Here is a 22,118-nt window from a genome sequence, read left to right as displayed (position 1 = left end):
GAACGCGTCCGGAACCGTACTGTTCCGGACGCGTCCCCGTCGTCGAATGTCCTACTGGACCTTGAACATCCAGATCAGATTGGTCGTGAGCTCCCCATTCGGAGTCCACTGATAGTTGCGAGCCACACCCTGGCCGTTGTAGTTCCGGACGAAGTCCAGCAGGGCCGGGCGGGTGATGGCACCCGAGTCGATGCCCTTGAGCAGGATGGTGCCCAGGTCATAGCCCTCGGTGCTGTACGTGCCCGGGTCGGCGCTGAACTTCTGCTTGTACTCCTCGGCAAACGAACCCGTCGCCGGACCGCACGGGCAGGACAGCAGTGCGTCCTTGGACGCCTCACCTGCCTGATCCACGAACTGCTGATCCTTCGTGCCGTCGGCGCTGACGAACGTCGCGGTGACGCCGCCGTCCTTGAGCTGCTGGACCAGCGGCGCGGCCTCGGAGTAGTAGCCGCCGAAGAAGACTGCCTCGGGAGCCGCTCCGTTGATCTGCGTCACCGCGGCGGAGAAGTCCTTGTCGCCCTTCTTGACCGAGATGTTGCACTGCGAATCGGCGACCGGACCAAGCGTCTCGCGCACCGCGGTGGCGAGGCCGAGACCGTAGTCGGTGCTGTCGTCGACAACGCAGATCTTCTTCAGCCCCATGGTGTTCTTGAGGTAGTTGGCCACGGACGGACCCTGCACCGCGTCGTTGGCGAGTCCGCGGAAGAACGTCTTCCACCCGTTCTCGCTCAGCGTCGGGTTGGTGGCCGATGCAGTCACGGATGCGAGGCCTGCCTGATCGAACACCGTTCCGGTCGCCTTGGTCTCACCCGAGAAGGCAGGACCGACCAGACCGATCGTGTACTGATCGTCGACGATCTGCGGCGCGATGGCGGTGGCCTTTTGCGGGTCACCCTCGGTGTCGAACTTCTTCAGCTGAACCTGGCAGCCCGGGTTCGCCGCGTTGTGCTTGTCGATGGCCATCTGCACGCCGTTGACGATGTTGATGCCAAGAGCGGCGTCCGGCCCGTTGAGGGCCCCGGCCATCGCGATGGACACCGGTGGGCACGTTGCCTTGCCGTCGCCCGCGGGGTCAGCGGGAGCCGCGCCCTCGGCGGCTTTGACTTCCGCGCCGTTCTGGTCGATCTGGACCTGCTCGACGATCTTCAAGTCGGACTGCGACGAACTCTCCTCGGGTGCGGACTGATTGCAGCCGGCCATGGCCAGCACAAGCAAGCCCGCGCCGCCGAGAGCAAATGCACTCCGTGCCACGCGACCGTGCACGTTTCACCTCCGGGTCAGGGTTTTCATCGACATCGACGTCACGGCGCGGATCGGCCGGCTCGGCGATGCTTCGGGTAGAACATAGCCAACGCATGGCCATAGTGCGTGGTGTTGAGAAATGCCGCACCTGAAGGGGCTGAACAACCCGCTGGAATGGGCGATTTCGAAACCTGGCCGTTACGCCTCGCCCGGTTCGTCGAGGGTCTCGAGCACCACTTCGGCCACCCGCTTCATCGTGGTTCGTCGATCCATCGCGGCACGTTGAATCCACTTGAACGCCTCTGGCTCGGACATGCCCTGCTTCTGCTGCAGCAAACCCTTGGCGCGTTCCACCATCTTGCGCGTCTCGAGTCGGTCGGACAGCGTCGCGACTTCCTGTTCCAGAGCGGCGATTTCGCCGAACCGGCTGACCGCGACCTCGATGGCGGGAATGAGGTCGGTGATCGAGAACGGCTTGACCAGATACGCCATGGCTCCGGCGTCACGCGCCCGCTCCACGAGTTCGCGTTGCGAGAACGCGGTGAGCACCACGATCGGTGCGATGCGCTTGGCCGCGATCTCCGAGGCGGCGTCGATGCCGTCGCGCCGCGGCATCTTGACGTCCATGATGACGAGGTCGGGCTTGAGGCTCTCGGCGAGTTCGACGGCCTCTTGCCCGTCGCCCGCTTGGCCGACCACGTCGTACCCCTCCTCGCGGAGCATCTCGGCGAGGTCGAGGCGAATCAGCGCCTCGTCCTCGGCGATGAGGACACGTCGCGGCCTGACGGCATCGGGTGTGGTCATGACGCCATTGTGGCGTGGCGCGCGCAGATCAGCGACTTCGGGGCCATGACGAACGCTTCACCTCATCATCTATGGTGGGAAACCGCACCAGCGAAGGCCCTCGTATCCCAACTGGCAGAGGAAACGGATTCAAAACCCGTCCAGTGTGAGTTCGAATCTCACCGAGGGCACCATCTCGCTTGACGGCCGGGCAGTGACGTCCCGACGCAGTACCGCCGCGACCCCCGTGGGAGATCGCGGCGGTACGTAACCAGGCGGGACCGACTATCAGTCGTCCGACCCGCTGCTCGAGGAATCCGAGGACGAGCCCGCGGAACTCGTGGAGCCGGCCTTGGTCTTGTCCGCGCCGCTATCGGTCGTGGACTTCGTCGTCTTGGCTTCCGTCTTCGACACGCTGGTCTTCGACGCGCTGGTCGAATCAGAGTCGTCCGACTTCGTCGACGAGGTGGTCGAGTCATTGGTCGAATCAGAGTCGTCCGACTTCGTCGTACTCGAGCCGGCACCCGACTTCGTCGACGTCGCCGACTCGGTCGACGGCTTCCCCTCGCTGCCGTCGACCGACGTCGGCTCGTCCGGCTCCTCGTCGACCGGTGCCGGCTCCTCCGCCGTCACGTCGGGAACGGCCATCTCGGGCGCCACGACCTCAGGCAGCGACACCTCCGGCACCGACACCTCGACGACCGCAGGCGCTTCGACCGGTACCGGATCGAGTTCCGCGACAACGGGTTCGACAGCGTTCGGCGTCTCCGCCACCGGCTCGGTCGTGGGTTCGGCCGACACCGTGTCGACGCCCTCGTCCGCCACGACGGTGGCGTCCCCCTCCTGTTCGACCGTGGCGGCCAGCTTGCTCGCGACCGTCGGTTCGGGCTCGGTCAGCGCCAGCGTCGCAACCGTGGCGGCCGGGGCCGCGGGACGCAGGAAGCCGAACAGATTCGAGATCGCGTTGACGAACCCCTGGATGAACCCGCCCGGGTTGAACAGGTTCGCGATCGCCGACTGGAACGACTGCGCGATCTGCGCCATGGCGGCGAAGAACTGCGCCAGCGGGTTGGTCGGCGTCCCCGTGACCGGCGGCGGCGTGGTCGTGCCGGGGGGATGGGCGGCGATCCAGTCCTTCAGCATCTGGGCCGCGTCCTTCGGGTTGCCGAGGATGTCCCACAGTCCGAAGAAGTTCTCGAGATCGGCCGGGTTCTGGGGGTTGACGAGGAAGTCGCGGACGGTGTGCAGGAACACGGGACCGACGACGTCGGGGTCGTAGGTCTGCCAGTGATCGAGCAGGTCCTTGATCCAGGCTGCCTGCTGCGCTTCACTCACCCCGGCCGGCCCCGTCGCTACGCCGTACTCGGTGATCCACACCTTCTTGCCGGTGACGAGCGCCATGATCGCCTCGACCTGCTGGCGAGGGGTCAATACCGTCGCCGGGCAGGACGGGCACGAACCGGAATACTTGATCTGGTCGCCGTAGGGATGCACCGAGAGAGCGTCGAAGAAGTCGGCGGCCCCTGCGGCGAGCATCTTCTGCACGAATTCGACGGGGCTCATGGTGAGACCCGCGAACGTCTGCGTCGCCCCGACTGCGCCGGCGACCACGGTCGCGGTGGGATCGATCGCCTTGAGAACGGGATAGACCGCCTTGAGGAGGTTGGCGTAGGCCACCGGGTCGATCGGGTTGAGGAACTGGAAGTAGTTGGGCTCGTTCCAGATCTCGTAGGCCGAGACCGTGCCCTTGTACCTCGTCGCGAAGGCGGACATGAAGTCCTTGAAGAGGTTGGCGTTGGGCACACCGGAACCGAACGGCAGATTGGGTCCGTTCGCCACACCCCACACGGGGGTGCCGTTCACTTCCGCCAGCACGCCCATGTTGCGCGCCGCAGCTGCGGTCATGATGTCGTCGATGCTCGACCAGTTGTAGAAGTTGTCGATCGGTTCGACCAGACCCCACGGGACGAAGACGCGAATGTTGGTGACGCCGATGGCCAGCATGTCGTCGAGTTGCTTCTCGATCGCCGCCTTGGGCTGGCCGTACAGCGGCGACGTCGCGATCCCGACTGTGCTTGGCGTCGTTGAGATCTCGGCGACGGTTTGGAACTTCGCCTCAGCAAGACGAGGCGGCTCTATGAAGAGACCACTGGCGTAGGCGCTCGCGATCGCCACGGGCAGCGCAGCGAGGACACTGCGGGTCGCGATGCGGCGAAGCAGACGCTCCTTGGACTTGGCCATTCCCTGTTTCCCCTTGTCGTAGAGGTTCCGAATTGTCGGCACCGTCAGCCGATGGGCTGAATTTACAACTCCGTCAGCAAATTTGCATAATCAAAATCAAAACAGGGAAATGGTCTTGAAACTGGCCGACTTTGCTTCCTGGAATGACGCAAAGAATGGCTGCTATGGCGAAATTGGCGACGTTCGCCCGGTCTTCACATGACCTGTTACGGAAGTGACTCGGGCGACTGTATGGCCAGTTCACAGCTTCGTGATTTTGTGCCGACCGGTCGCTTGGAATTCGATATTGCCGCTACCGGACCCGTTTTCAGCAATGAATGACGGCCTGTAGACCCCACGCTTTACGCGGCAGCGAGAAATTGTGACAGCCACCGTCACAAATAACATAAGTCCGCTTGGCAAACGCGAAGCGCCACGGTCCCTGCGAGGCAGGGGCCGTGGCGCAGTCGGCGCGTCGGTTAGGGCGGCTAACCCTCCGCTTCCGAACCCGGGTCGGACGCGGCCACACCGGCTTCGGCCGAGACGAATCCCGACCTGGATCCCGAGTTCTCGGCGGTGCCGGTGCGTCGGTCGTGCCGGTGCCCCGGCTGCGACGTCCCGGATCTAGGCGTCGACTTCTGCACCGACTTGGTCCCAGCCTCATCGGATCCGGCAGGCTTGCTAGTGGCATCCCCCGCCTTCGCCGGCTTGGCGGAATCATCTTCGGTCGACGGGTCGCCTGCCGCCGGTTTGGTGTCATCCGACGGATCCGAAGTGCCCGAGGACGGCTTGGGTCCGGCTTCTTCGGCCACTGGCTCGGCCACCGTCGGGTCCGTATCCGGTTGTGTCGTCGCCGGTTCGGTGACTTCGGGATCGGTGGCCTCCGGCTCGACCACGACCGGCTGGGTCACGGCGGGTTCGGTGACGGCGGGCTCGGTGACGGCAGGCTCGGTCACGGTCGGCGCCGGGGCCTCCGGCGCCACCTCGGCGTCGGCGGCGATCGGATCCACACCGGCCTCGGTGGTCCCATCTCCCTCGATCGGCGAATCGCCCGCCGTCACCGTCGAAGCCGGTTCGGCCCCTTCGACCGTGCCTGCTTCGGAGTCTTCGACGACTGCCGCCAGACTGGCCAGCCTGGCCTGCACGTCGGACGTCACGGTCTCGGTGGTGACGAGCGTCGCGGCAGACGTGGGAGCGGCGAACTGCGCGAAGAAGTTCGCGATCGCCTGCGCGATGGCTTGCGCCACCGCCTGCGCCACCGCGGCGAAGAACTGCGCGATCGGATCGATCGGGTTTCCCGGATTGCCGGGGTTTCCCGGATTACCAGGGCCCCCTGGCTGATTCGCCGCCAGCCACTTCTTGAGCATCTCGGCGGCGGCCTTCATGGCGCCGGCCTCAGTCCAGAGTCCGTAGTAGTCGTGCGGATTGGTCGGGTTCAGGGCATTCGGGGTGTCGCGCCCGGTGTACAGGAAGATCGGACCGACCAGGTCCTCGTCGTAGGTCTGCCAGTGATCCAGCAGATCCTTGATCCACGCGGCCTGCTGTTCCTGCGTGAAGGGTCCGCCGGGGGTGGTGGGCAAGCCGTACTCGGTGACCCAGACCTTCTTGCCGTTGAGCATGTCCATGATCGACTCGACCTGCTCGCGCGGCGTCAGCACGGTCGGCTGGCACGTCGGGCACGACCCCGAGTACGCGATCTCCTCGCCGTACGGGTGAACCGAGAGTGCGTCGAAGTAATTTCCGGCGCCTGCGGCGAGCATGCGTTGCACGAATTGGACGGGGTCCATCGTGAAGGACGACGTCTGCGTCGTTCCGACGGCGCCGGCGACCACGGTGGCCGTGGGGTCGAGGTTCTTGATCACCGGATAGACGGCCTGCAACAGCGCCGCGTAGGCCTCCGGATTGATCGGGTTGGAGAATTGCACGTAATTGGGCTCGTTCCAGATCTCGTACGCCGAGACCGTTTCGTCGTATCTGTTGACGAAGTCGCGCATGAAGTCGGTGAACGCCCCGACGTTCGGAGTGTCTGCGCCCAACGGGAAACCGGGAGCGTTCGGGTTGGGCCCGGCCCACAGCGGAGTCGCGTTCACCTCGGCCAGCACACCCATGTTGCGCGCGGCCGCGGCGGTCATGATGTCGTCGATGTGACTCCAGTCGTAGGTGTCGTCCACCTGTTCGACGAGTCCCCATGGCACGAAGACACGGATGTTCTGCACGCCGATCGCCTGCATCTCGTCGAGCTGCTGGTTGATCTGGGCCAGCGTCTGCCCGTAGAGCGGCGAGGTGGCGATGCCGACGGTCGTCGGCGACACCGATATCTCTGCCACCGGAAGGTAGTCGTAGGCGGCGAGCCGGGGCGGCGAGGTGAATATGCCACTGGCATACGCGCCGACCATCGCGACGGGAAGCGCGGCAATGACCGTCCGCGTCGCGAGGTTGCGGAGCAACCCAGCCTTCTTCTTGCTCATCGAGGCTCCTATGCACATTCGTGATTCATCGACCGCGTCAACGTGGTGTTGCCCAAACCTAATCACGCCACAGCAAAGCTGTACAGCTATTGATCAGAACTTCTCGCCGAGTTTGCTCGACGGCTCCCAGCACAAGATCGAAACCGCGTTGATTACGGCCTCCAAGTGCAGATATAGCAAATACCGACGAATGGGATCAAAAGGGTGCTGTTTACAGACGCAAGGATCAAAAATCCCGCTATAGCCGCAGCTCACCGGGCATGCAGCGAAATTGGCTGCAACCCCTCGGGGCGGCTACGCAGCCACCTTGGAGGCAGCGCAATGGCTATCGGCAATAACTACTCTTAGGTAGCTTCTGATCGCACCGGGAAGGCAAACCCTAATTGACTTAGCCGCCAATAACGATGGCAAGCATCTGGTTAATTGATAGTTACGCCCATCACGCCCCGATCACGGGGCGTTGAACGGTAGGCACATCCCCAACGAAGACACGCCGCCCGCTATGTCAGCGGGCGGCGTGGCCGTACGTATGGGTCTCTGGACTAGACCTTGCGGTTCTCCGACTTGATCAACCACGCGAGCTTCTCCAGCCCGTCGACGAGCTGGTGCAGGATGTCCGCCGTCGTGGCGTCCTCGGCATCGACGTCGTCGTGGACGGCGCGCATGGTGTCGACCGCCGCGTACACGCGAGTGGTCACCAGGTCGACGGTCTCAGCGGTGTTCACCTCGTAGGCCGGAAATCTGGGCAGCGAGGTGCTGGCCGCGACGGTGTCGGACCGTCCGTCGGGCACGCCGTCGAGGGCGCGAAGCCGCTCGGCGATCGTGTCGCTGCCTGCGCGGGCGAAGTCGACCAATTCGTCGAGCTGCAGGTGCAGATCGCGGAAGTTGGTGCCCACTACGTTCCAGTGCGCCTGCTTGCCCTGCAGGTGCAGCTCGATCAAGTCCACGAGCACGCGCTGCAGGTTCTCGGCCAGGCCTTCCGAGGCCCGGAATCCGGTCACGTCGGCCTCGTCGCGGCGCTTGGTGGTGGTGTCGACCATCGTCTGCTCTCCCCTCTTCCGTCGAGTAAGAACTCGTCCGCCAGGTTCAACAGCGCCACCGCTGCCGGTGGTAGCGATCGCCGCCGTGAGAGTCCTCACACGCGCTGGTCTTGGTGCGTCAGCATCCGCGCGTACCCGGCTCCCATGCCGAGCAGGACGAGCCCGACGACGATGAACACCACTACGCGGAAGATGCCGTCGAGAGTGCCCAGGTCGAAGAGGAACAGCTTGGCCATCGCCGCCGCGACGAGGGCGAGACCGCCCGCGAGCGCCGCCGAACGCTCCGTGCGCGGCATCCGAGCGGCGATCCACAGCAGACCGGCCGCCACGCCGATCCACACGATCGTCGCCGCGACGTGGCCCGCGTAGAACCCGGCACCCTCACCCCCGACGAGGACGCCCGCCGTCACGAACAGCACGGTGCTCGCATACAGCGCGGCGATGCCGCAACCGCCCCAAACGATTCGAGTGACGTCGGTACCGGGATCGGGCCGGTGCGCCAGCGACCAGACGATCACCGATGCGCACGCGATGACGAGGACGCTGGTGATCAGCGTCGACACCGCGATCGCGGTGGTGACCTCGGTGGGCGTCACCAGAGCGTCGATCGATGCGTAGTCGAGGTAGTAGAGCCCACCCACCGAGGCAAAGGCGAGGGCAGCACCCCCGGCCAGCCCGCTGTGCCGTCCGGCCACGGCCATGACGCACGCCATCGCGACGAGCACGGGCGCAGCGATCGGGCCGTCGAACGCTGCGGTGACGGCAACCAGACCCGCAACCGCCGCCAACGCCGTCCAGACCCGGCGGACCGATCGCGTCACTCCCGGCAGTTCGCGGCCCAACAGCACGATGCCGAGGACGACGGCTGCGAGCGAGGCGTCCAGGACGGCCGACGTCACCCGATCGACGACCAGGGGCAGGGCCAGCACGGGCAACGTACCCACCGCGCCAAGTACCGCCGTACCCACGGGACGACTGCTGTGCGGCAGCAGAAGCAGCGCTCCCACCATCGCGAGAATCGCAGCGATCGCACACGCTGCGGAGAGCCAGCCCGCCGACGACGGCGCCGCCGCGACCAAGACGATCAGCAGGGGCAGCGTGGCGACCGCGATGCGGGCGGCGTGCATCGCCGTCCAGTTCCTGCCCAGCTGAACCGGCAGGGCTGCCGCCGACAAGGCCAGGAGGAAGGCGACCACCAGCAGAGTCAGGTCCCCTGCGACCACGGGCGCCAAGGCAAGCAGCGGTACGAGCACCAGAAGGCCCAGATGCTCGGAGTTCCACCGCCGGGCCAGGGTGAGTCCCCCGCCCGCCACCAGTGCTGCGACCACGAGGCCCGCCGGCGGCGGCACCCACCCGTAGATGGTGGTCACCGCGACGACGTCGATGTACGCGGCCGCGATACCCGTTGCCGCCAACGCGATCGCCCCCACCCGACCACCAGGCCTGCGGATGAGTCGGCAGCCGGTGGCCACCAGCCCCGCGGCCAGGACGGCACCGGCACCGACGCGGACGCCCGGCGCGAGGATGCCCGCCTGGGCGGCCAGTACCAGGAGCAGCGCGATGCCGATCAGTGTCACCGCCACTCCCGCGACGGCAAGCGCCTTGCCGATCCATCCCTCGGAACGCCCTGCTGCGGGGTGCTTCTCGGGCGGGGGCGGCCCGGGCGCGGGCAGAACCGGCGGACCGGCCGCGCGAGGCGGCGCCCAGTACGGTGCGACCGGCACCGCAACCGGCGGCGCATACGAGCCGACGGCGTCGACGCGACGCTCGGCGACGATGCGGGACAACTCAGCGAGGTCGGCAGAAGCCCGGGCGAGGTAACTGGCGATGACGGCGAAGTCCGAGGACAGTCTGCCGATCACGACCTGGTCCGATTCGGTCATACCGCCATCGTTTCAGTCTGCGGTGCCTCTGCGGATGAGTAGTACTACCTCAAAGACTGCGCCGTTGCGGTGCGTCGGTCAGTCGTCGAGGCCGTGCTCGATCGCATACCGGGCCAGCTCGACGCGGTTGGCCACCTGCAGCTTTCGGAAAGTCGCCTGCACGTGGTTCTCCACCGTGCGATGACTCAGCGACAGCCGTTCGGCGATCTGCCTGGCGGTGAGCCCCTTCGCGACGTATCGCAGGACGTCGGTCTCCCGTTCGGTCAACCGCGGCGTCGACGGGCCGGCGTCGGGCGTGCGGGCGATCCGCCGGTACTCCCCCAGCACCAGACCGGCCAGCCCTGGCGTGAAGACAGCCCGGCCCTCCGAAGTGGCCGTAACCGCTCGTGCCAATTCGGTCTTCGAAGCGCTCTTGACGAGGTAGCCCAACGCACCCGCCTTGACTGCCTCGAGGACGTCGTCGCGCTCGTCGGACGCCGAGAGCACCAGCACCCTGCTGCCGGGCGACACCTCGAGGACCGCTGCGGTCGCCTGCGTTCCGGTGCCGTCGGACAGTCGCATGTCCATCACGACGACGTCCGGCTTGACCACCCCGGCCCGTCTGCGCGCGGACTCGACGCCGTCGGCGGTCGCGATCACATCGAAGCCCTGCTCTTCGAGGTCCCGCGCCACGGCGTCGCGCCAGATCGGGTGGTCGTCGACGACCATCACGGTGGGTGTCCGCTCAGCCTCGGTCATTGCGCCCTCCCCGTCGCGGCACGGTCAACTCCCATTCGGTACCGGCGCCGGGTTCGGTCGTCAGCACCGCCGTGCCGCCCAGCGAATGTAGCCGACCGACAATGGATTTCGCGATGCCCATACGCCCCTCGGTGGCCGCCTGCTCGAGCCTGCCCTCGGCGATGCCGACGCCGTCGTCTCGGATGCTGACGACCACCTCGTCGTCGAGGTCCTCGAGCAGCAGGAACGCCCGGGCGTCCGGCCCGGCGTGTGCTGCGACGTTGTCGAGCGCGTTGGCCACCGCTGCGACCAACTCGGTTGCCACGGCCGCGTGCAGCGGCACGGGTTCGGCGGGCAGGCTCAGCGACACCCGGTCGGTCTGCCGTGACCGCAGCAGCGCGGCCACGTCCACGGTCTCGCCCGTGCCCGGCGTCTCCGCGCTCCCGTTGCTGACCAGCCGACGCAACGCACGCTCCTGCTCAGCGGCGAGTTCGGCCAGTTCGGCGGTGTCTCCGCCGATCTCACGGCCGCGCCGAGCGACGAGCGCCAACACTTGCATGGCGCCGTCGTGCACCTCGCGCGACAGCCGCTCGCGTTCCTCCAGTGCCGCGGCCAAGCGAGCCGCCTTCTCGAGTTCGGCGTGGGCCCGGCGGGCGGTCAAGGCTGCCATCCCGACCGCGAGACCCACGGCGAGTTCGATGACGATGGTCGCGTTGCGGCCCAGGTTGATGCTGACGTAGCCCTTGTAGGCCGCGTTGGCCGCCATCACCACGAGCCCGGCCAGCATTCCTCCGACGGGTCCCAGCAGGATCGCCGCCGAGATGGTGGCGTTCGTGGCCCACAGCGTGGTCGGCCACGACTGGTTGTCCAGCACCCACTGATCCGATGCCACCAGCTTCGTCGACAGCACTAGTGCGGCGACCACCAGCAGTTCGGCGCCGACCCACGCCGGCCGACGGCCAAAGCCCTCGAGGTATGCGAACCCGCACGCCGCACTCCAGACGAGCAGGACGGCAAACAGTGCCCATGCCAACCCGGGGTGCTGGAGGTCGTCGTTGACGACGACCTGGAAGTACGCCGCGTAGCCACAGCTGAGGAGACGGAAGCCCTGCGCGGCACGCCACAGCGGCGCCGCCGGGTCGGGTGCCGCCGGTTCGCGCATGGCTCCTACTACACCACCCGGCTATACCACCCGGCTACATAACCTTGGACAGGAATGCCTTGGTGCGTTCGTGTTTCGGGTCGGCCATCATCTCGCGTGGATTACCCCGTTCGACGATGACGCCTGCGTCCATGAACACCAGGTCGTCGGCGACTTCGCGCGCGAAGCCCATCTCGTGGGTGACCACCAGCATGGTCATGCCCTCGGTCGCCAATTCCTTCATGACCTCGAGCACCTCGCCGACCAGCTCGGGGTCCAGCGCGGAGGTGGGCTCGTCGAACAGCATCAGTTTGGGGTCCATCGCCAGTGCCCTGGCTATCGCCACCCGCTGCTGCTGACCGCCGGACAACTGAGCCGGATAGGCCTCGGCCTTGTCGGCCAGGCCCACCCGGTCGAGCAGTTCCCGACCACGCGCGAGCGCCTTGTCCTTCTTCAGCCCCTTGACGTGGACGGGCGATTCGATCACGTTGCCCAGAGCCGTGCGGTGCGGGAAGAGGTTGAAGTGCTGGAACACCATGCCGATCTCGCGCCGCTGCTTCGACGCATCCTTCGGCGAGATCTCGTACAGCTTGCCGCCGCGCTCCCGGTAGCCGACGAGTTCACCGTCGACGTACAGCCGGCCCGCGTTCACCTGCTCGAGGTGATTGATGCACCGCAGGAACGTCGACTTGCCAGACCCCGACGGACCCACGAGGCACAGCACCTGCCCGCGTTCGACCTCGAGCGTCACGCCCTTCAGCACGTTGAGTGCGCCGAAGTTCTTGCACACCTGTTCGGCGCGCACCATCGGCGTCATGCCGCACCCGTTCCCAACTGCGCCTTGGCGAGCGCCTCGAGTTGCTTGGTGGTGAGCTTGCGCGACGCACCACGGGAGAAGTACCGCTCGAGGTAGAACTGCCCGACCATCAGCACGCTGGTGACGAGCAGGTACCAGGTAGCAGCCACCAGGAGCATCGGCACGGGTTCGAATGTACGCGCGGCGATCTCGCGGCTGGCGATGCTGTAGAGGTCGTACGAGTAGGGCACCGCGGTGACCAGCGACGTGGTCTTCAGCATGCTGATGACCTCGTTGCCCGTCGGCGGAATGATCACCCGCATCGCCTGCGGCAGCACCGTCCGGCGCATCGTCATCACCCACGACATGCCCAGCGCGGTCGACGCCTCGCTCTGCCCCTCCGGAACAGAAGTGATGCCCGCTCTGATGATCTCGGCCATGTACGCCGACTCGTTGAGCGCGAGCCCGAGAGTCGCCAGCAGGAACGGGATCGACAGGCTCTGCACGTCCAGCTGGAAGAACGTCGGTCCGAACGGCACCCCGATCTGAATCTTCTGGTAGATCACCGGAATCAGGCCCCAGAACACCAACTGCACGTACACCGGGGTGCCACGGAAGATCCAGAGGTACACCCACGACACCGACCGGAACACCGGGTTGGGGGACAGCCGCATGACCGACAGGAGCACGCCGAGCACGATCGCGAGAACCATGGAGTAGACGGTCAGCTGCAGGGTGTTGGACACCCCAAGCATGATGCGGTCGTTGAAGAGGTACTGCAGATAGGTCTTCCAGCCATAGGCCGGGTTGGTGGCCGCCCCGTACAGGAACAGCCCGACCACGACGACGATGACGATCGCCGCCACCCAGCGCCACGGATGCCGCAATGGCACGGCGTCGATCGCCGCGGGTCCGCCGGGTGGCGACGATGCGTCAGAAGTCATCGAACGGGTCAGCTGACCGCGCCGTTGATGACCGGCTTGTCGATCATGCCGTTCTCGACACCCCAGTTCGACGCGATGGTCTTGTAGTCACCGCTCTCGATGAGGTGCTCGAGCGCCTTCTGCAGCGACTGCGCGAGCGGCGAGCCCTTCTTCACGGGCCAGCCGTAGGGCGCCGAATCGAAGATCTCGCCGGCTTGCTCGAGCTTGCCGTTGCTCTGCTTGATCGCATACGAGATCACCGGTGAGTCCGCCGACATGGCGTCGGCCTGGCCCAGGACCACGGCGTTGGTGGCGGCATCCTGGCCGTCGAACGGGATGATCTCGATGGCGGGCTTGCCGGCGTCGGTGCACGCCTTGCTCTTGGCGGGCAGTTCGTCGACCTCCTGGGTGGTGGTCGCCTGGACCGCGACCTTCTTGCCGCAGGCGTCGGTCGGGTTGATGCCCGCGCCGGGCTTCTGCGCCCAGCTGGTGCCCGCCGAGAAGTAGGTGACGAAGTCGACCGACGCCTCGCGCTCCTTGGTGTCGGTGAACGAGGACATGCCCACGTTGAAGCTGTCACCCTGGATCGACGGGATGATCTTGGCGAAGTCGGCCTCGCGGTACTCGGGGGTCAGGCCGAGCGTGGCGGCGATCGCGTTCATCAGGTCGACGTCGAAGCCGACGATCTTGCCCGTCTCGTCCTTGAACTCGTTGGGCGCGTAAGGAATGTTCACGCCGACGATGAGCTTGCCCGACGACTTGATGTCCTCCGGAACGGTATTGGCGATCTCGTCGACCTTGCTGGCATTCGCCGCAGTCGTGCTCGTCGACGGTCCTGCACTGTCGGTGCTCGACGAACACCCGGAAACGATCAGTGCGCCGCTCGCGGCGACCGCCGCAGCAAGGCGCCACATCTTTCCAACTGACACGAGTTGCCTCTTCTTTCTTCGTCGGGCCGTCGTCGTCCCCTCCAGCGGAGGAGGTTAACGACCGTTGAGCCAGCACGCATGGCCGGTAACGGAACATTAACGACCTTCGGTAGTCGGTGACGGCGTTATCGCGCGCTACGGGCGTGTACGAACGTGAATCGGCCCCCGGTCGATGACCCTGTGGAACACTGCGGGCATGACAACCCACGCGGGCCCAAGTCTGTTGCCCCACCTGTGGAAATCGGCTCTCGTCTCGGGCGTGTTGGCAGTCGCCCTCGGCATCGCCGTGGTCGCGTGGCCGGACATCTCGATCGCCGTCGCGGCGATCTTCTTCGGCGCCTACCTCCTCATCACGGGCATCCAGCAGGTGGTGTTCGCATTCAGCCTCGACGTGGCGGCGGGCGGGCGCGTGCTGCTATTCATCAGCGGCGCAGCATCGCTGATCCTCGCCGTGCTGGCATTCCGGCACCTGTACGACGCCGTCCTGCTGATGGCGATCTGGATCGCGATCGGCTTCATCTTCCGTGGCGTCGCCACGACGATCTCGGCGATCAGCGACCCGACGCTGCCCGGGCGTGGTTGGAATGTCTTCGTCGGCGTCATCAGCCTGATCGCAGGCGTGGTCGTACTCGCCTCACCCCTGACGTCGATGGAGACGCTGGCGCTGGTCGTCGGCATCTGGCTCATCGCCATCGGACTGCTGGAAGTGGTCGCGGCCGTCGGCATCCGGCGCACGACGAACGCACTGCACGACCACATCGGAGCCCACACGACTGCCCCCACGACGTCGACGCCGGTGGCCTCCGACCCGATCGCACCCGGCCCCGAGGCGCCGCCGGCCAGGGACGTCACCAGCTAGAAGAGGCGTTCGCCACTTTCCTGGGGCCTGCGGTCCGTAACTACTACGATGTGTCGTAGGTAGGGCAACGGGGCCCCGGAAGAGGTGCACATGGACTCGCTCGACGTCTCACGGTGGCAGTTCGGCATTACGACCGTCTACCACTTCGTCTTCGTTCCGCTGACCATCGGACTGGCACCGCTGATCGCGGCGATGCAGACCGCGTGGGTCATCACCGGCAACCCGGCGTGGTACCGGCTCACGAAGTTCTTCGGCAAGCTGTTCCTGATCAACTTCGCGCTCGGCGTCGCCACCGGCATCGTGCAGGAGTTCCAGTTCGGGATGAACTGGAGCGAGTACTCCCGGTTCGTCGGCGACGTCTTCGGCGCGCCCCTGGCGATGGAGGGGTTGGTCGCGTTCTTCTTCGAGTCGACCTTCATCGGACTCTGGATATTCGGCTGGACCCGGCTACACCGGCTCGTACACCTGGCCTGCATCTGGATCGTCGCCATCGCGGTCAACGCATCCGCGTTCTTCATCATCGCCGCGAACTCCTGGATGCAGCACCCCGTCGGCGCCCGGGTGAACCCGGAGACGGGCAGAGCCGAACTCACCAGCATCGTCGCGCTGTTCACCAACAACACCGCCACGGCGGCGTTCTCGCACGCAGTGGCAGGTGCGTTCCTCACTGCCGGGACATTCGTCGCCGCCGTGTGCGCCTGGTGGCTGGTGCGCACACCCGACCCCGAGCAGGCGCGGACCATGTACCGGCCCGCAACCATCATGGGTTGCCTGGTCGCCCTCGTCTCCGCGGGTGCGCTCGCCTATACCGGAGACGTCCAGGGCAAGCTCATGTTCGAGCAGCAACCGATGAAGATGGCGTCGGCGGAATCGCTGTGCCACACCGAGACCGACCCGGCGTTCTCCATCCTCACCGTCGGCAGGCACAACAACTGCGACAGCGTCACCCACCTCATCGAGGTGCCCTACGTGCTGCCCTTCCTGGCCCAGGGCCAGTTCGAGGGCGTCACGCTCGAAGGCGTCAAGGACCTACAGGAGCGCTACGAGACCCAGTTCGGTCCCGGCGACTACCGGCCGAACCTGTTCGTCACCTACTGGTCGTTCCGCGCAATGATCGGCCTGCTCGCGGTCCCTGCGCTGTTCGCGGTCGTCGCGCTCTGGCTCACCCGCCGCGGGCGCCTCCCCCGGCAGCGGTGGTTCGCGACGTTCGGACTGCTCACCCTGCCCACGCCGTTCCTCGCCAACAGCGCAGGCTGGGTCTTCACCGAGATGGGACGGCAGCCCTGGGTGGTGGTGCCCAACCCGACCGGCGACCAGGACCTGCGCCTGACCGTCGCCCAAGGCGTGTCGGGACATTCGGTGGGCCTGGTGCTGACGTCGCTGATCCTGTTCACCGCCCTGTACGCGGTGCTCGCGGTGATCTGGTTCTGGCTCATCCGCCGCTACGTGGTCGAGGGTCCGCTCGAGCACGATGCCGAACCCACCCCGCCCGCGCCACCGGGCGACGACGCCGTCGCCCCACTGTCGTTCGCGTACTAGGAGCACGACATGGCACTTCAGGACTTCTGGTTCATCGCCCTGGCCGCACTGTTCCTCGGCTTCTTCGTGCTCGAGGGCTTCGACTTCGGGGTCGGCATGCTCATGCGGTGGTTCGGCGGCGATGCCGACGACGACCGCGAACGGCACCAGCGGGCGGTGCTCAACACCATAGGACCGGTGTGGGACGGCAACGAGGTGTGGCTGATCACCGCGGGCGGCGCCATGTTCGCCGCGTTCCCGGCGATGTACGCCACGCTGTTCTCGGGCCTCTATCTGCCCCTGCTCTTGATCCTGCTCGGCATGATCGTGCGGGTCTGCGCCATCGAGTGGCGCGGCAAGATCGACGACCCCCGCTGGCGCAGCTGGGCCGACGGCGCCATCGCCGCCGGCTCGTGGCTGCCCGCCGTGCTGTGGGGCGTGGCATTCGCCGCGATCGTGCGGGGGCTACCCGTCGACGCCGACGAGCAGATGCACCTCGGAATCACCGACCTGCTGAACGGCTACACGCTGCTCGGCGGACTGGCGACCGCGGGCCTGTTCGCCTTCCACGGTGCCGTGTTCATCCGCCTGAAGACCGAAGGTGCCGTACGCGTTCGGGCCACGCACTTCGCCGCGCTGCTCGGCCTCCCGGTGTCGATCGTCGTCGCCGGCTTCGGGCTGTGGACGCAGGTGTTCTACGGCAAGGACTGGACCTGGCTGGCATTCGGCATCGCCGTGGCCGCGCAATTGATCGCCGTGATGCTGGTGTGGGGACGCGGCAGCGACGGCTGGGCATTCGCCTGCACGGCCGCCGTGGTCGCCTCCGTCGTGATCCTGCTGTTCGGCTCGCTCTACCCGAACGTGATTCCCTCGTCACTCGATCCGGCGTGGAGTCTGACCGTGGACAACGCGTCGTCGGCGCCGTACACGCTGACCATCATGTCGTGGGCGGCACTGTTCATCACGCCGTTGGTGATCGGCTACCAGGGGTGGACGTACTGGGTGTTCCGGCAACGGATCTCGGCCGAGCGGATACCCGACCCCATCGGGCTGTCACGGCGCATGCGATGACACCGTCGACCTCCTCCCCCGCCATGCGACGACACATCGCCGCGTCGGTGGGCTGCGGGACCGTCATCGCGGCCAGCGCCATCGCGGGCGCCGTCACGCTGGCACACCTCGTCGCTGGGATCGTCACAAACCCTCAGAGCCGCACCCTCGAGCACTGGTGGCCCGCCATGGCGCTGCTGGCGGCGCTGTGGCTCGTCCGCGCGGCCGCCCAGTGGGCCCAGGCCCGGCTGAGCCAGCACGGCGCCACGGCGACCATCGCCGAACTCAACCGCGACGTGCTCGAACGGGTCACTGCCCTGCCACCCCGACGCCTCGCCGAGGTTCGCGACGACGCCGCGCTCCTGGTGACGCACGGCCTCGACGGCCTCCGTCCCTACTTCACCCGCTTCCTACCGGCCGTCGTGCTGGCGGCGATCGTCACGCCGGCCGCGGTCGTCGCGATCGCTTGGTACGACCGGCAATCCGCGGTGATCGTCCTCATCGCGCTGCCGCTGATTCCGTTGTTCATGGTGCTGATCGGCCTGGTCACGCGGGACCGGTCGACGGCGTCGCTCGCCGCGATGGGCACATTGCAGTCCCGGTTGCTCGACCTCGTCGCCGGCATCCCCACGCTGCGTGCGCTCGGCCGCGCCGACGGCCCTGCGGTGCGCATCGCGGAACTGAGCGATGCTCACCGACGCTCGGCGCTGGCCACCCTGCGGATCGCGTTCCTGTCGTCACTCGTCCTCGAACTCCTTGCCACCCTTGGCGTCGCACTGGTCGCGGTCAGCGTGGGGCTGCGTCTGGTGTTCGGCGAGGTGGCGCTTGCCGACGCGCTCACCGCGCTGCTGCTGGCCCCCGAGGTCTTCTGGCCGCTGCGCCGCGTCGGCACCGAATTCCACGCCGCCCAGGACGGCAAGACCGCACTGGAGCGGGCCCGCGCCCTGCTCGCCGAACTCCCCCACCCCGCCGCCGGGGACTGCCGCGTCGCCGCGCACGGGGTGCACGTACGCCTCGAGGCATCGAGCGTTGCCGGCCGTGACGGACTGGCCCCCGACGGCCTCGACGCCGACCTGCCACCCGCGGCGGTGACCGTGCTCACCGGACCCAACGGTGCGGGCAAGAGCACCGCGCTGCAGGCGATCCTGGGACTGACCCCGCCGACCTCGGGCCGCGTGCTGATCGACGGGTGCGACGTCACCACACTCGACCACGCCTCGTGGTGGGCCAAGGTGGCCTGGCTCGCGCAGCGACCCGTACTGATCCCGGGCACGATCCGAGAGAACCTCGAACTGTTCGGCCCGCTCGAAGACGCCGAGACCGCCTGCACGGCATCGGGTTTCGACGAGGTGCTCACCGAGTTGCCGGACGGGCTCGACACCGTCGTCGGACGCAACGGTGTCGGACTGTCACTCGGGCAGCGCCAGCGGCTCGGCCTGACCCGAGCGCTCGGCTCCTCCGCGCCGGTGCTGTTGCTCGACGAACCGACGTCACACCTGGACGCCGCCTCCGAGGCGCGGGTGCTGGCCGCGATCGTGGACCGCGCTCGGGCGGGAGCGACCGTCGTCGTCGTCGGCCATCGCGACGAGGTCAAGGCCATCGGCGATCACGTCGTCCAGGTCGGAGGTGCGGTCCTTGTCCACCACTGACGAGTCCCCGATCCGCTTGACCGCGACGGCATTCGACCTGCTACGGCCCCGGCTGCCCCGGCTGGCGGCCGCCGCCGCACTCGGCGTGGCGTCGCTCGGCAGCGCGCTCGGGCTGGCAGCGGTATCGGCCTGGCTCATCGCCAGGGCGTGGCAGATGCCGTCGGTGCTGGACCTCACGGTGGCGGTGGTCGCCGTACGCGCACTGGGCATCTCACGCGGAGTCCTCGGATACTGCGAGCGACTCGCCACCCACGACACCGCGCTGCGTGCCGCCGGCTCAGCACGTACCCGCCTGTACCGCCGACTCGCCAACGCGCCCGGCGAGACGGCCATGCGCTGGCACGGCGGTGAACTCGCGTCGCGGCTGGGCGGGTCGGTCGACGAACTGTCCGACGTCCTGGTCCGATCCGTGCTTCCGATCGTGGTCGCCGCCGTCCTCTCGACGGCCGCGGTGGCCGCGCTGGCGTTGATCTCCCTCGGCGCAGCGCTGGTGCTGGCCGTCAGCCTCGCGGTCGCGGGGTGCCTCGCACCGTGGCTGGCCGCCCGCGCCACTGCAGCCGAGGAGAACGTCGCGGCCGGGCACCGGTCGGCCAGGGACACCGCGGCGATGCTCGCGCTGGACCACGGGCCCGAGCTGCGGGTGGCGGGCCGACTCGACCACGTCGTCGCCGAATGCGCACGCAGCCAACGCGAATGGGGCGCTACCTCCGATCGCGCCGCCCTGCCCGCAGCCGCGGCTGCCGCTGCGCCGACCCTCGCCATTGGGGCGAGCGTGCTCGGCGCCGTCGTCGCCGCGCTGTCGCTGGGGTCCACGTTGCCACCGACCACGGCGGCGATCCTCGTCCTGCTGCCGCTGTCGGCATTCGAGGCGACCACGGCGCTGCCCGCCGCCGCCGTCCACCTGGTGCGGGCACGCATCGCCCTGCAGCGCCTCGCCGACCTCACCGCACCCGGGCCGACCCGTCAGCGGCCCGCCGTCGCGGCACCCGACGTGGTCGCCGGTGACCGCCTCGCGGTCGTCGGTCCCAGCGGTGCGGGCAAGACCACGCTGCTGCTGACCATCGCCGAAGCACACCGTGCTTCCGGCGAGGCGGGCTTCTTCCCCGAGGACGCCCACCTGTTCGACACGACCGTCCGGGACAACCTGCTCGTCGCCCGCGGCGACGCGACCGACGCCGAACTGCACGCCGCGCTCGACGCCGTCGGACTCCGGGCGTGGGTCGACGGCCTTCCCGATGGGCTCGCCACCGTGCTGCACGGCGGCGCGGCGGCCGTCTCCGCCGGACAGCGCAGGCGACTGCTGCTGGCCCGGGCATTGGTGTCGAACTTCCCGATCGTGCTGCTCGACGAGCCCACCGAGCACCTCGATGCCGCCGCCGCGCAGCGCATCGCGACGGATCTGCTGACACCGGGGGCGCTGTTCTCCGCCGACCGCGCGGTGGTTGTCGCGACGCATCAACCGCCCGACGAGGCACGTTGTCCCGTCGTGACGGTGGGCCGCGACGCGTATTCTCGGCAGACATGACCGGGTATCCGGGCGGATATCCGCCGCCGCCACCGCCGCAACAGCCATATCCCGGCTACGGGGGCTACCCGTACCAGTACGGACCGCCGCCGGTGGCGCCGCGCAACGGGTTGGGGATCACCGCACTGGCCTTGGGCATCGTCGGGCTGCTGTCGTTCTGGTCGGTGCTCGGCGGCGTCGTGTTCGGCGTCGCCGCCGTCATCGTCGGCATCGTCGCCCGCGGCCGCGTCAAGCGGGGCGAGGCGAACAACGGCGGAATCGCGGTGGCCGGCATCGTGCTCGGCGCCGTGGCCGTCGTCGTCTCGCTCGCCTTCATCGCGGTGTGGGCCGGCGTGTTCCGGGAAGTCGGCGGCACCGACTACCTCGACTGCGTGTCCCGCGCCGGCTCGGACCAGCAGGCCCTCGACGGGTGCATCGACCAGCTCACCGATCGGGTCGACGGTCAGTTCAGCACCACCCCGTCGCGCTAACGCTCGGGGAAGTACTTGACGATGCCCTCCTGGACGACGGTGGCGAGCACGCGTCCGGACTCGTCGAAGAAGTGCCCTGTGCCCAGTCCCCGGGATTCCGCGGCCACCGGCGACACCGTCGAGTAGAGCACCCAGTCGTCGAACCGGATCGGGCGGTGGAACCACACCGAGTGGTTCATCGTGACGGCGAAGATGCGGTCGAAGCCCCATGACAGCCCGTGGGTGGTGATGATCGAATCCAGCACGGTCGTGTCCGACGAGTACACCAGCGCCGCGGCGTGGAGCACGGGGTCCGCGGGCATACTGCCCTGCGACTTCATCCACACGCGGTTGTGCGCAAGGCTCCCACCGCGGTCCCGCATGACCCACGCCGGGTCGTTGGTGTAGCGCCACTCGATCGGCCGCAACGCGTTCGCGAAGTGCGGCACGGTCTCCTCGTACCCGCGCAGCAGATCGTCGATCCCCGGCAGGTCGTGCGGGGGCGCGACGTCGGGCACGTCCACGTCGTGCTCGAGGCCGCGGCCGCCGGACAGGTGCGATACCAGCGCCGACCCCAGCAGCAGGCCATCCTGGGTCACGTCGACTCGACGGTTGGCGAAGCGCCGCTCGTCGCGCAGTCGGACCACCGAGAACTCGAGGTCCACCTCGGGATCGCCACCGGCGATGAAGTGCATCGACAGGGCGCTTGGCGGTAGCCGGGCATCGACGGTGCGGCTCGCAGCCACGAACGCCTGCGCCATCATCTGGCCACCGAACGTCCGAATCGGGTTCTTGCTGGGGTGCGACCCGGTGAACGCGTCGTCACCGACGCGGGTCAGGTCGAGGACGCGCAGCAACTCCAGGAAGTCCGGATGCGACGCGTCACCGACGGGGGCCCCACGGCCGGACGACGAAGGGCCAGACAA

Annotated in this window: 18 protein-coding genes and 1 tRNA gene; 7 read left to right on the top strand and 12 right to left on the bottom strand. The window is 67.5% G+C overall.

The annotated features are described in order from the left end of the window. Positions 1–51: 51 nt before the first annotated feature. Both LOK44_RS18080 and LOK44_RS18075 read right to left on the bottom strand, forming a co-directional pair. Positions 52–1,263: a branched-chain amino acid ABC transporter substrate-binding protein gene (locus LOK44_RS18080; RefSeq protein WP_237571462.1), complete on the bottom strand. Its 1,212-nt coding sequence runs from the start codon at positions 1,261–1,263 to the stop codon at positions 52–54. Between the two features lie 177 nt (positions 1,264–1,440). Continuing rightward, positions 1,441–2,046 (bottom strand): two-component system response regulator PdtaR, encoded by a 606-nt coding sequence (locus tag LOK44_RS18075; RefSeq protein ID WP_237571461.1) that lies wholly within the window; start codon positions 2,044–2,046, stop codon positions 1,441–1,443. A 96-nt stretch (positions 2,047–2,142) separates the two neighbouring features. Here LOK44_RS18075 and LOK44_RS18070 point away from each other — a divergent pair. Then, positions 2,143–2,219: transfer RNA gene (locus tag LOK44_RS18070), tRNA-Leu, on the top strand. A gap of 94 nt (positions 2,220–2,313) precedes the next feature. On the opposite strand, the gene LOK44_RS18065 is transcribed toward LOK44_RS18070, so the two are convergent. The 9 genes from LOK44_RS18065 to LOK44_RS18025 form a co-directional block, all read right to left on the bottom strand. Then, positions 2,314–4,266 carry a cellulase family glycosylhydrolase gene (locus LOK44_RS18065; protein ID WP_237571460.1) on the bottom strand — a complete coding sequence of 651 codons (1,953 nt, stop codon included), beginning with the start codon at positions 4,264–4,266 and terminating at the stop codon, positions 2,314–2,316. Positions 4,267–4,733: 467 nt separating this feature from the next. After that, a complete protein-coding gene (locus LOK44_RS18060; RefSeq protein ID WP_237571459.1) occupies positions 4,734–6,713 on the bottom strand; it encodes a cellulase family glycosylhydrolase in 1,980 nt (659 codons plus the stop codon). Between the two features lie 542 nt (positions 6,714–7,255). Then, positions 7,256–7,753 (bottom strand): Dps family protein, encoded by a 498-nt coding sequence (locus LOK44_RS18055; protein WP_237571458.1) that lies wholly within the window; start codon positions 7,751–7,753, stop codon positions 7,256–7,258. 95 nt (positions 7,754–7,848) lie between these two features. Then, positions 7,849–9,636, bottom strand: coding sequence for a DUF2339 domain-containing protein (locus tag LOK44_RS18050; RefSeq protein ID WP_237571457.1), 1,788 nt, complete (start codon positions 9,634–9,636; stop codon positions 7,849–7,851). 78 nt (positions 9,637–9,714) lie between these two features. Continuing rightward, complete coding sequence (locus tag LOK44_RS18045; protein WP_237571456.1) at positions 9,715–10,374, bottom strand: response regulator; 660 nt, start codon at positions 10,372–10,374, stop codon at positions 9,715–9,717. Continuing rightward, positions 10,361–11,515, bottom strand: a complete 1,155-nt coding sequence (macS, locus tag LOK44_RS18040) for a MacS family sensor histidine kinase (protein ID WP_237571455.1) — start codon at positions 11,513–11,515, stop codon at positions 10,361–10,363. The genes LOK44_RS18045 and macS overlap by 14 nt, the downstream gene beginning before the upstream one ends. A gap of 34 nt (positions 11,516–11,549) precedes the next feature. Beyond that, positions 11,550–12,302 carry an amino acid ABC transporter ATP-binding protein gene (locus LOK44_RS18035; RefSeq protein ID WP_237571545.1) on the bottom strand — a complete coding sequence of 251 codons (753 nt, stop codon included), beginning with the start codon at positions 12,300–12,302 and terminating at the stop codon, positions 11,550–11,552. A 5-nt stretch (positions 12,303–12,307) separates the two neighbouring features. Then, the gene (locus LOK44_RS18030; RefSeq protein WP_237571454.1) at positions 12,308–13,234 is read right to left on the bottom strand and encodes an amino acid ABC transporter permease; all 927 of its coding nucleotides are present in this window, start codon (positions 13,232–13,234) and stop codon (positions 12,308–12,310) included. Positions 13,235–13,242: 8 nt separating this feature from the next. Beyond that, on the bottom strand, positions 13,243–14,127 hold the full coding sequence (locus LOK44_RS18025; protein ID WP_237571544.1) for an ABC transporter substrate-binding protein: 885 nt from the start codon (positions 14,125–14,127) through the stop codon (positions 13,243–13,245). A gap of 211 nt (positions 14,128–14,338) precedes the next feature. Here LOK44_RS18025 and LOK44_RS18020 point away from each other — a divergent pair, with 211 nt between their 5' ends. From LOK44_RS18020 to LOK44_RS17995, 6 genes are all read left to right on the top strand, one after another. After that, the gene (locus tag LOK44_RS18020; RefSeq protein ID WP_237571453.1) at positions 14,339–15,001 is read left to right on the top strand and encodes an HdeD family acid-resistance protein; all 663 of its coding nucleotides are present in this window, start codon (positions 14,339–14,341) and stop codon (positions 14,999–15,001) included. Between the two features lie 90 nt (positions 15,002–15,091). Next, positions 15,092–16,540, top strand: a complete 1,449-nt coding sequence (locus LOK44_RS18015; RefSeq protein ID WP_237571452.1) for a cytochrome ubiquinol oxidase subunit I — start codon at positions 15,092–15,094, stop codon at positions 16,538–16,540. A 9-nt stretch (positions 16,541–16,549) separates the two neighbouring features. Continuing rightward, entirely contained in the window at positions 16,550–17,590 is a 1,041-nt protein-coding gene (gene cydB / locus LOK44_RS18010) for a cytochrome d ubiquinol oxidase subunit II (protein WP_237571451.1), read from the top strand. Between the two features lie 23 nt (positions 17,591–17,613). After that, positions 17,614–19,218 carry a thiol reductant ABC exporter subunit CydD gene (cydD, locus tag LOK44_RS18005; RefSeq protein WP_237571543.1) on the top strand — a complete coding sequence of 535 codons (1,605 nt, stop codon included), beginning with the start codon at positions 17,614–17,616 and terminating at the stop codon, positions 19,216–19,218. Further along, on the top strand, positions 19,205–20,743 hold the full coding sequence (locus tag LOK44_RS18000; protein ID WP_237571450.1) for an amino acid ABC transporter ATP-binding/permease protein: 1,539 nt from the start codon (positions 19,205–19,207) through the stop codon (positions 20,741–20,743). The genes cydD and LOK44_RS18000 overlap by 14 nt, the downstream gene beginning before the upstream one ends. Beyond that, positions 20,740–21,213 carry a DUF4190 domain-containing protein gene (locus LOK44_RS17995; protein ID WP_237571449.1) on the top strand — a complete coding sequence of 158 codons (474 nt, stop codon included), beginning with the start codon at positions 20,740–20,742 and terminating at the stop codon, positions 21,211–21,213. The genes LOK44_RS18000 and LOK44_RS17995 overlap by 4 nt, the downstream gene beginning before the upstream one ends. Here the strand turns inward: LOK44_RS17995 and LOK44_RS17990 are convergent. Next, positions 21,210–22,118: an acyl-CoA thioesterase II gene (locus LOK44_RS17990; RefSeq protein ID WP_237571448.1), complete on the bottom strand. Its 909-nt coding sequence runs from the start codon at positions 22,116–22,118 to the stop codon at positions 21,210–21,212. The genes LOK44_RS17995 and LOK44_RS17990 overlap by 4 nt on opposite strands.

This window comes from Mycolicibacterium lacusdiani (assembly GCF_021916785.1).
Taxonomy (GTDB): domain Bacteria; phylum Actinomycetota; class Actinomycetes; order Mycobacteriales; family Mycobacteriaceae; genus Mycobacterium; species Mycobacterium lacusdiani.
The sequence above is the reverse complement of the archived record's forward strand: the minus strand, read 5'-3'. Positions and strand labels throughout refer to the sequence as shown.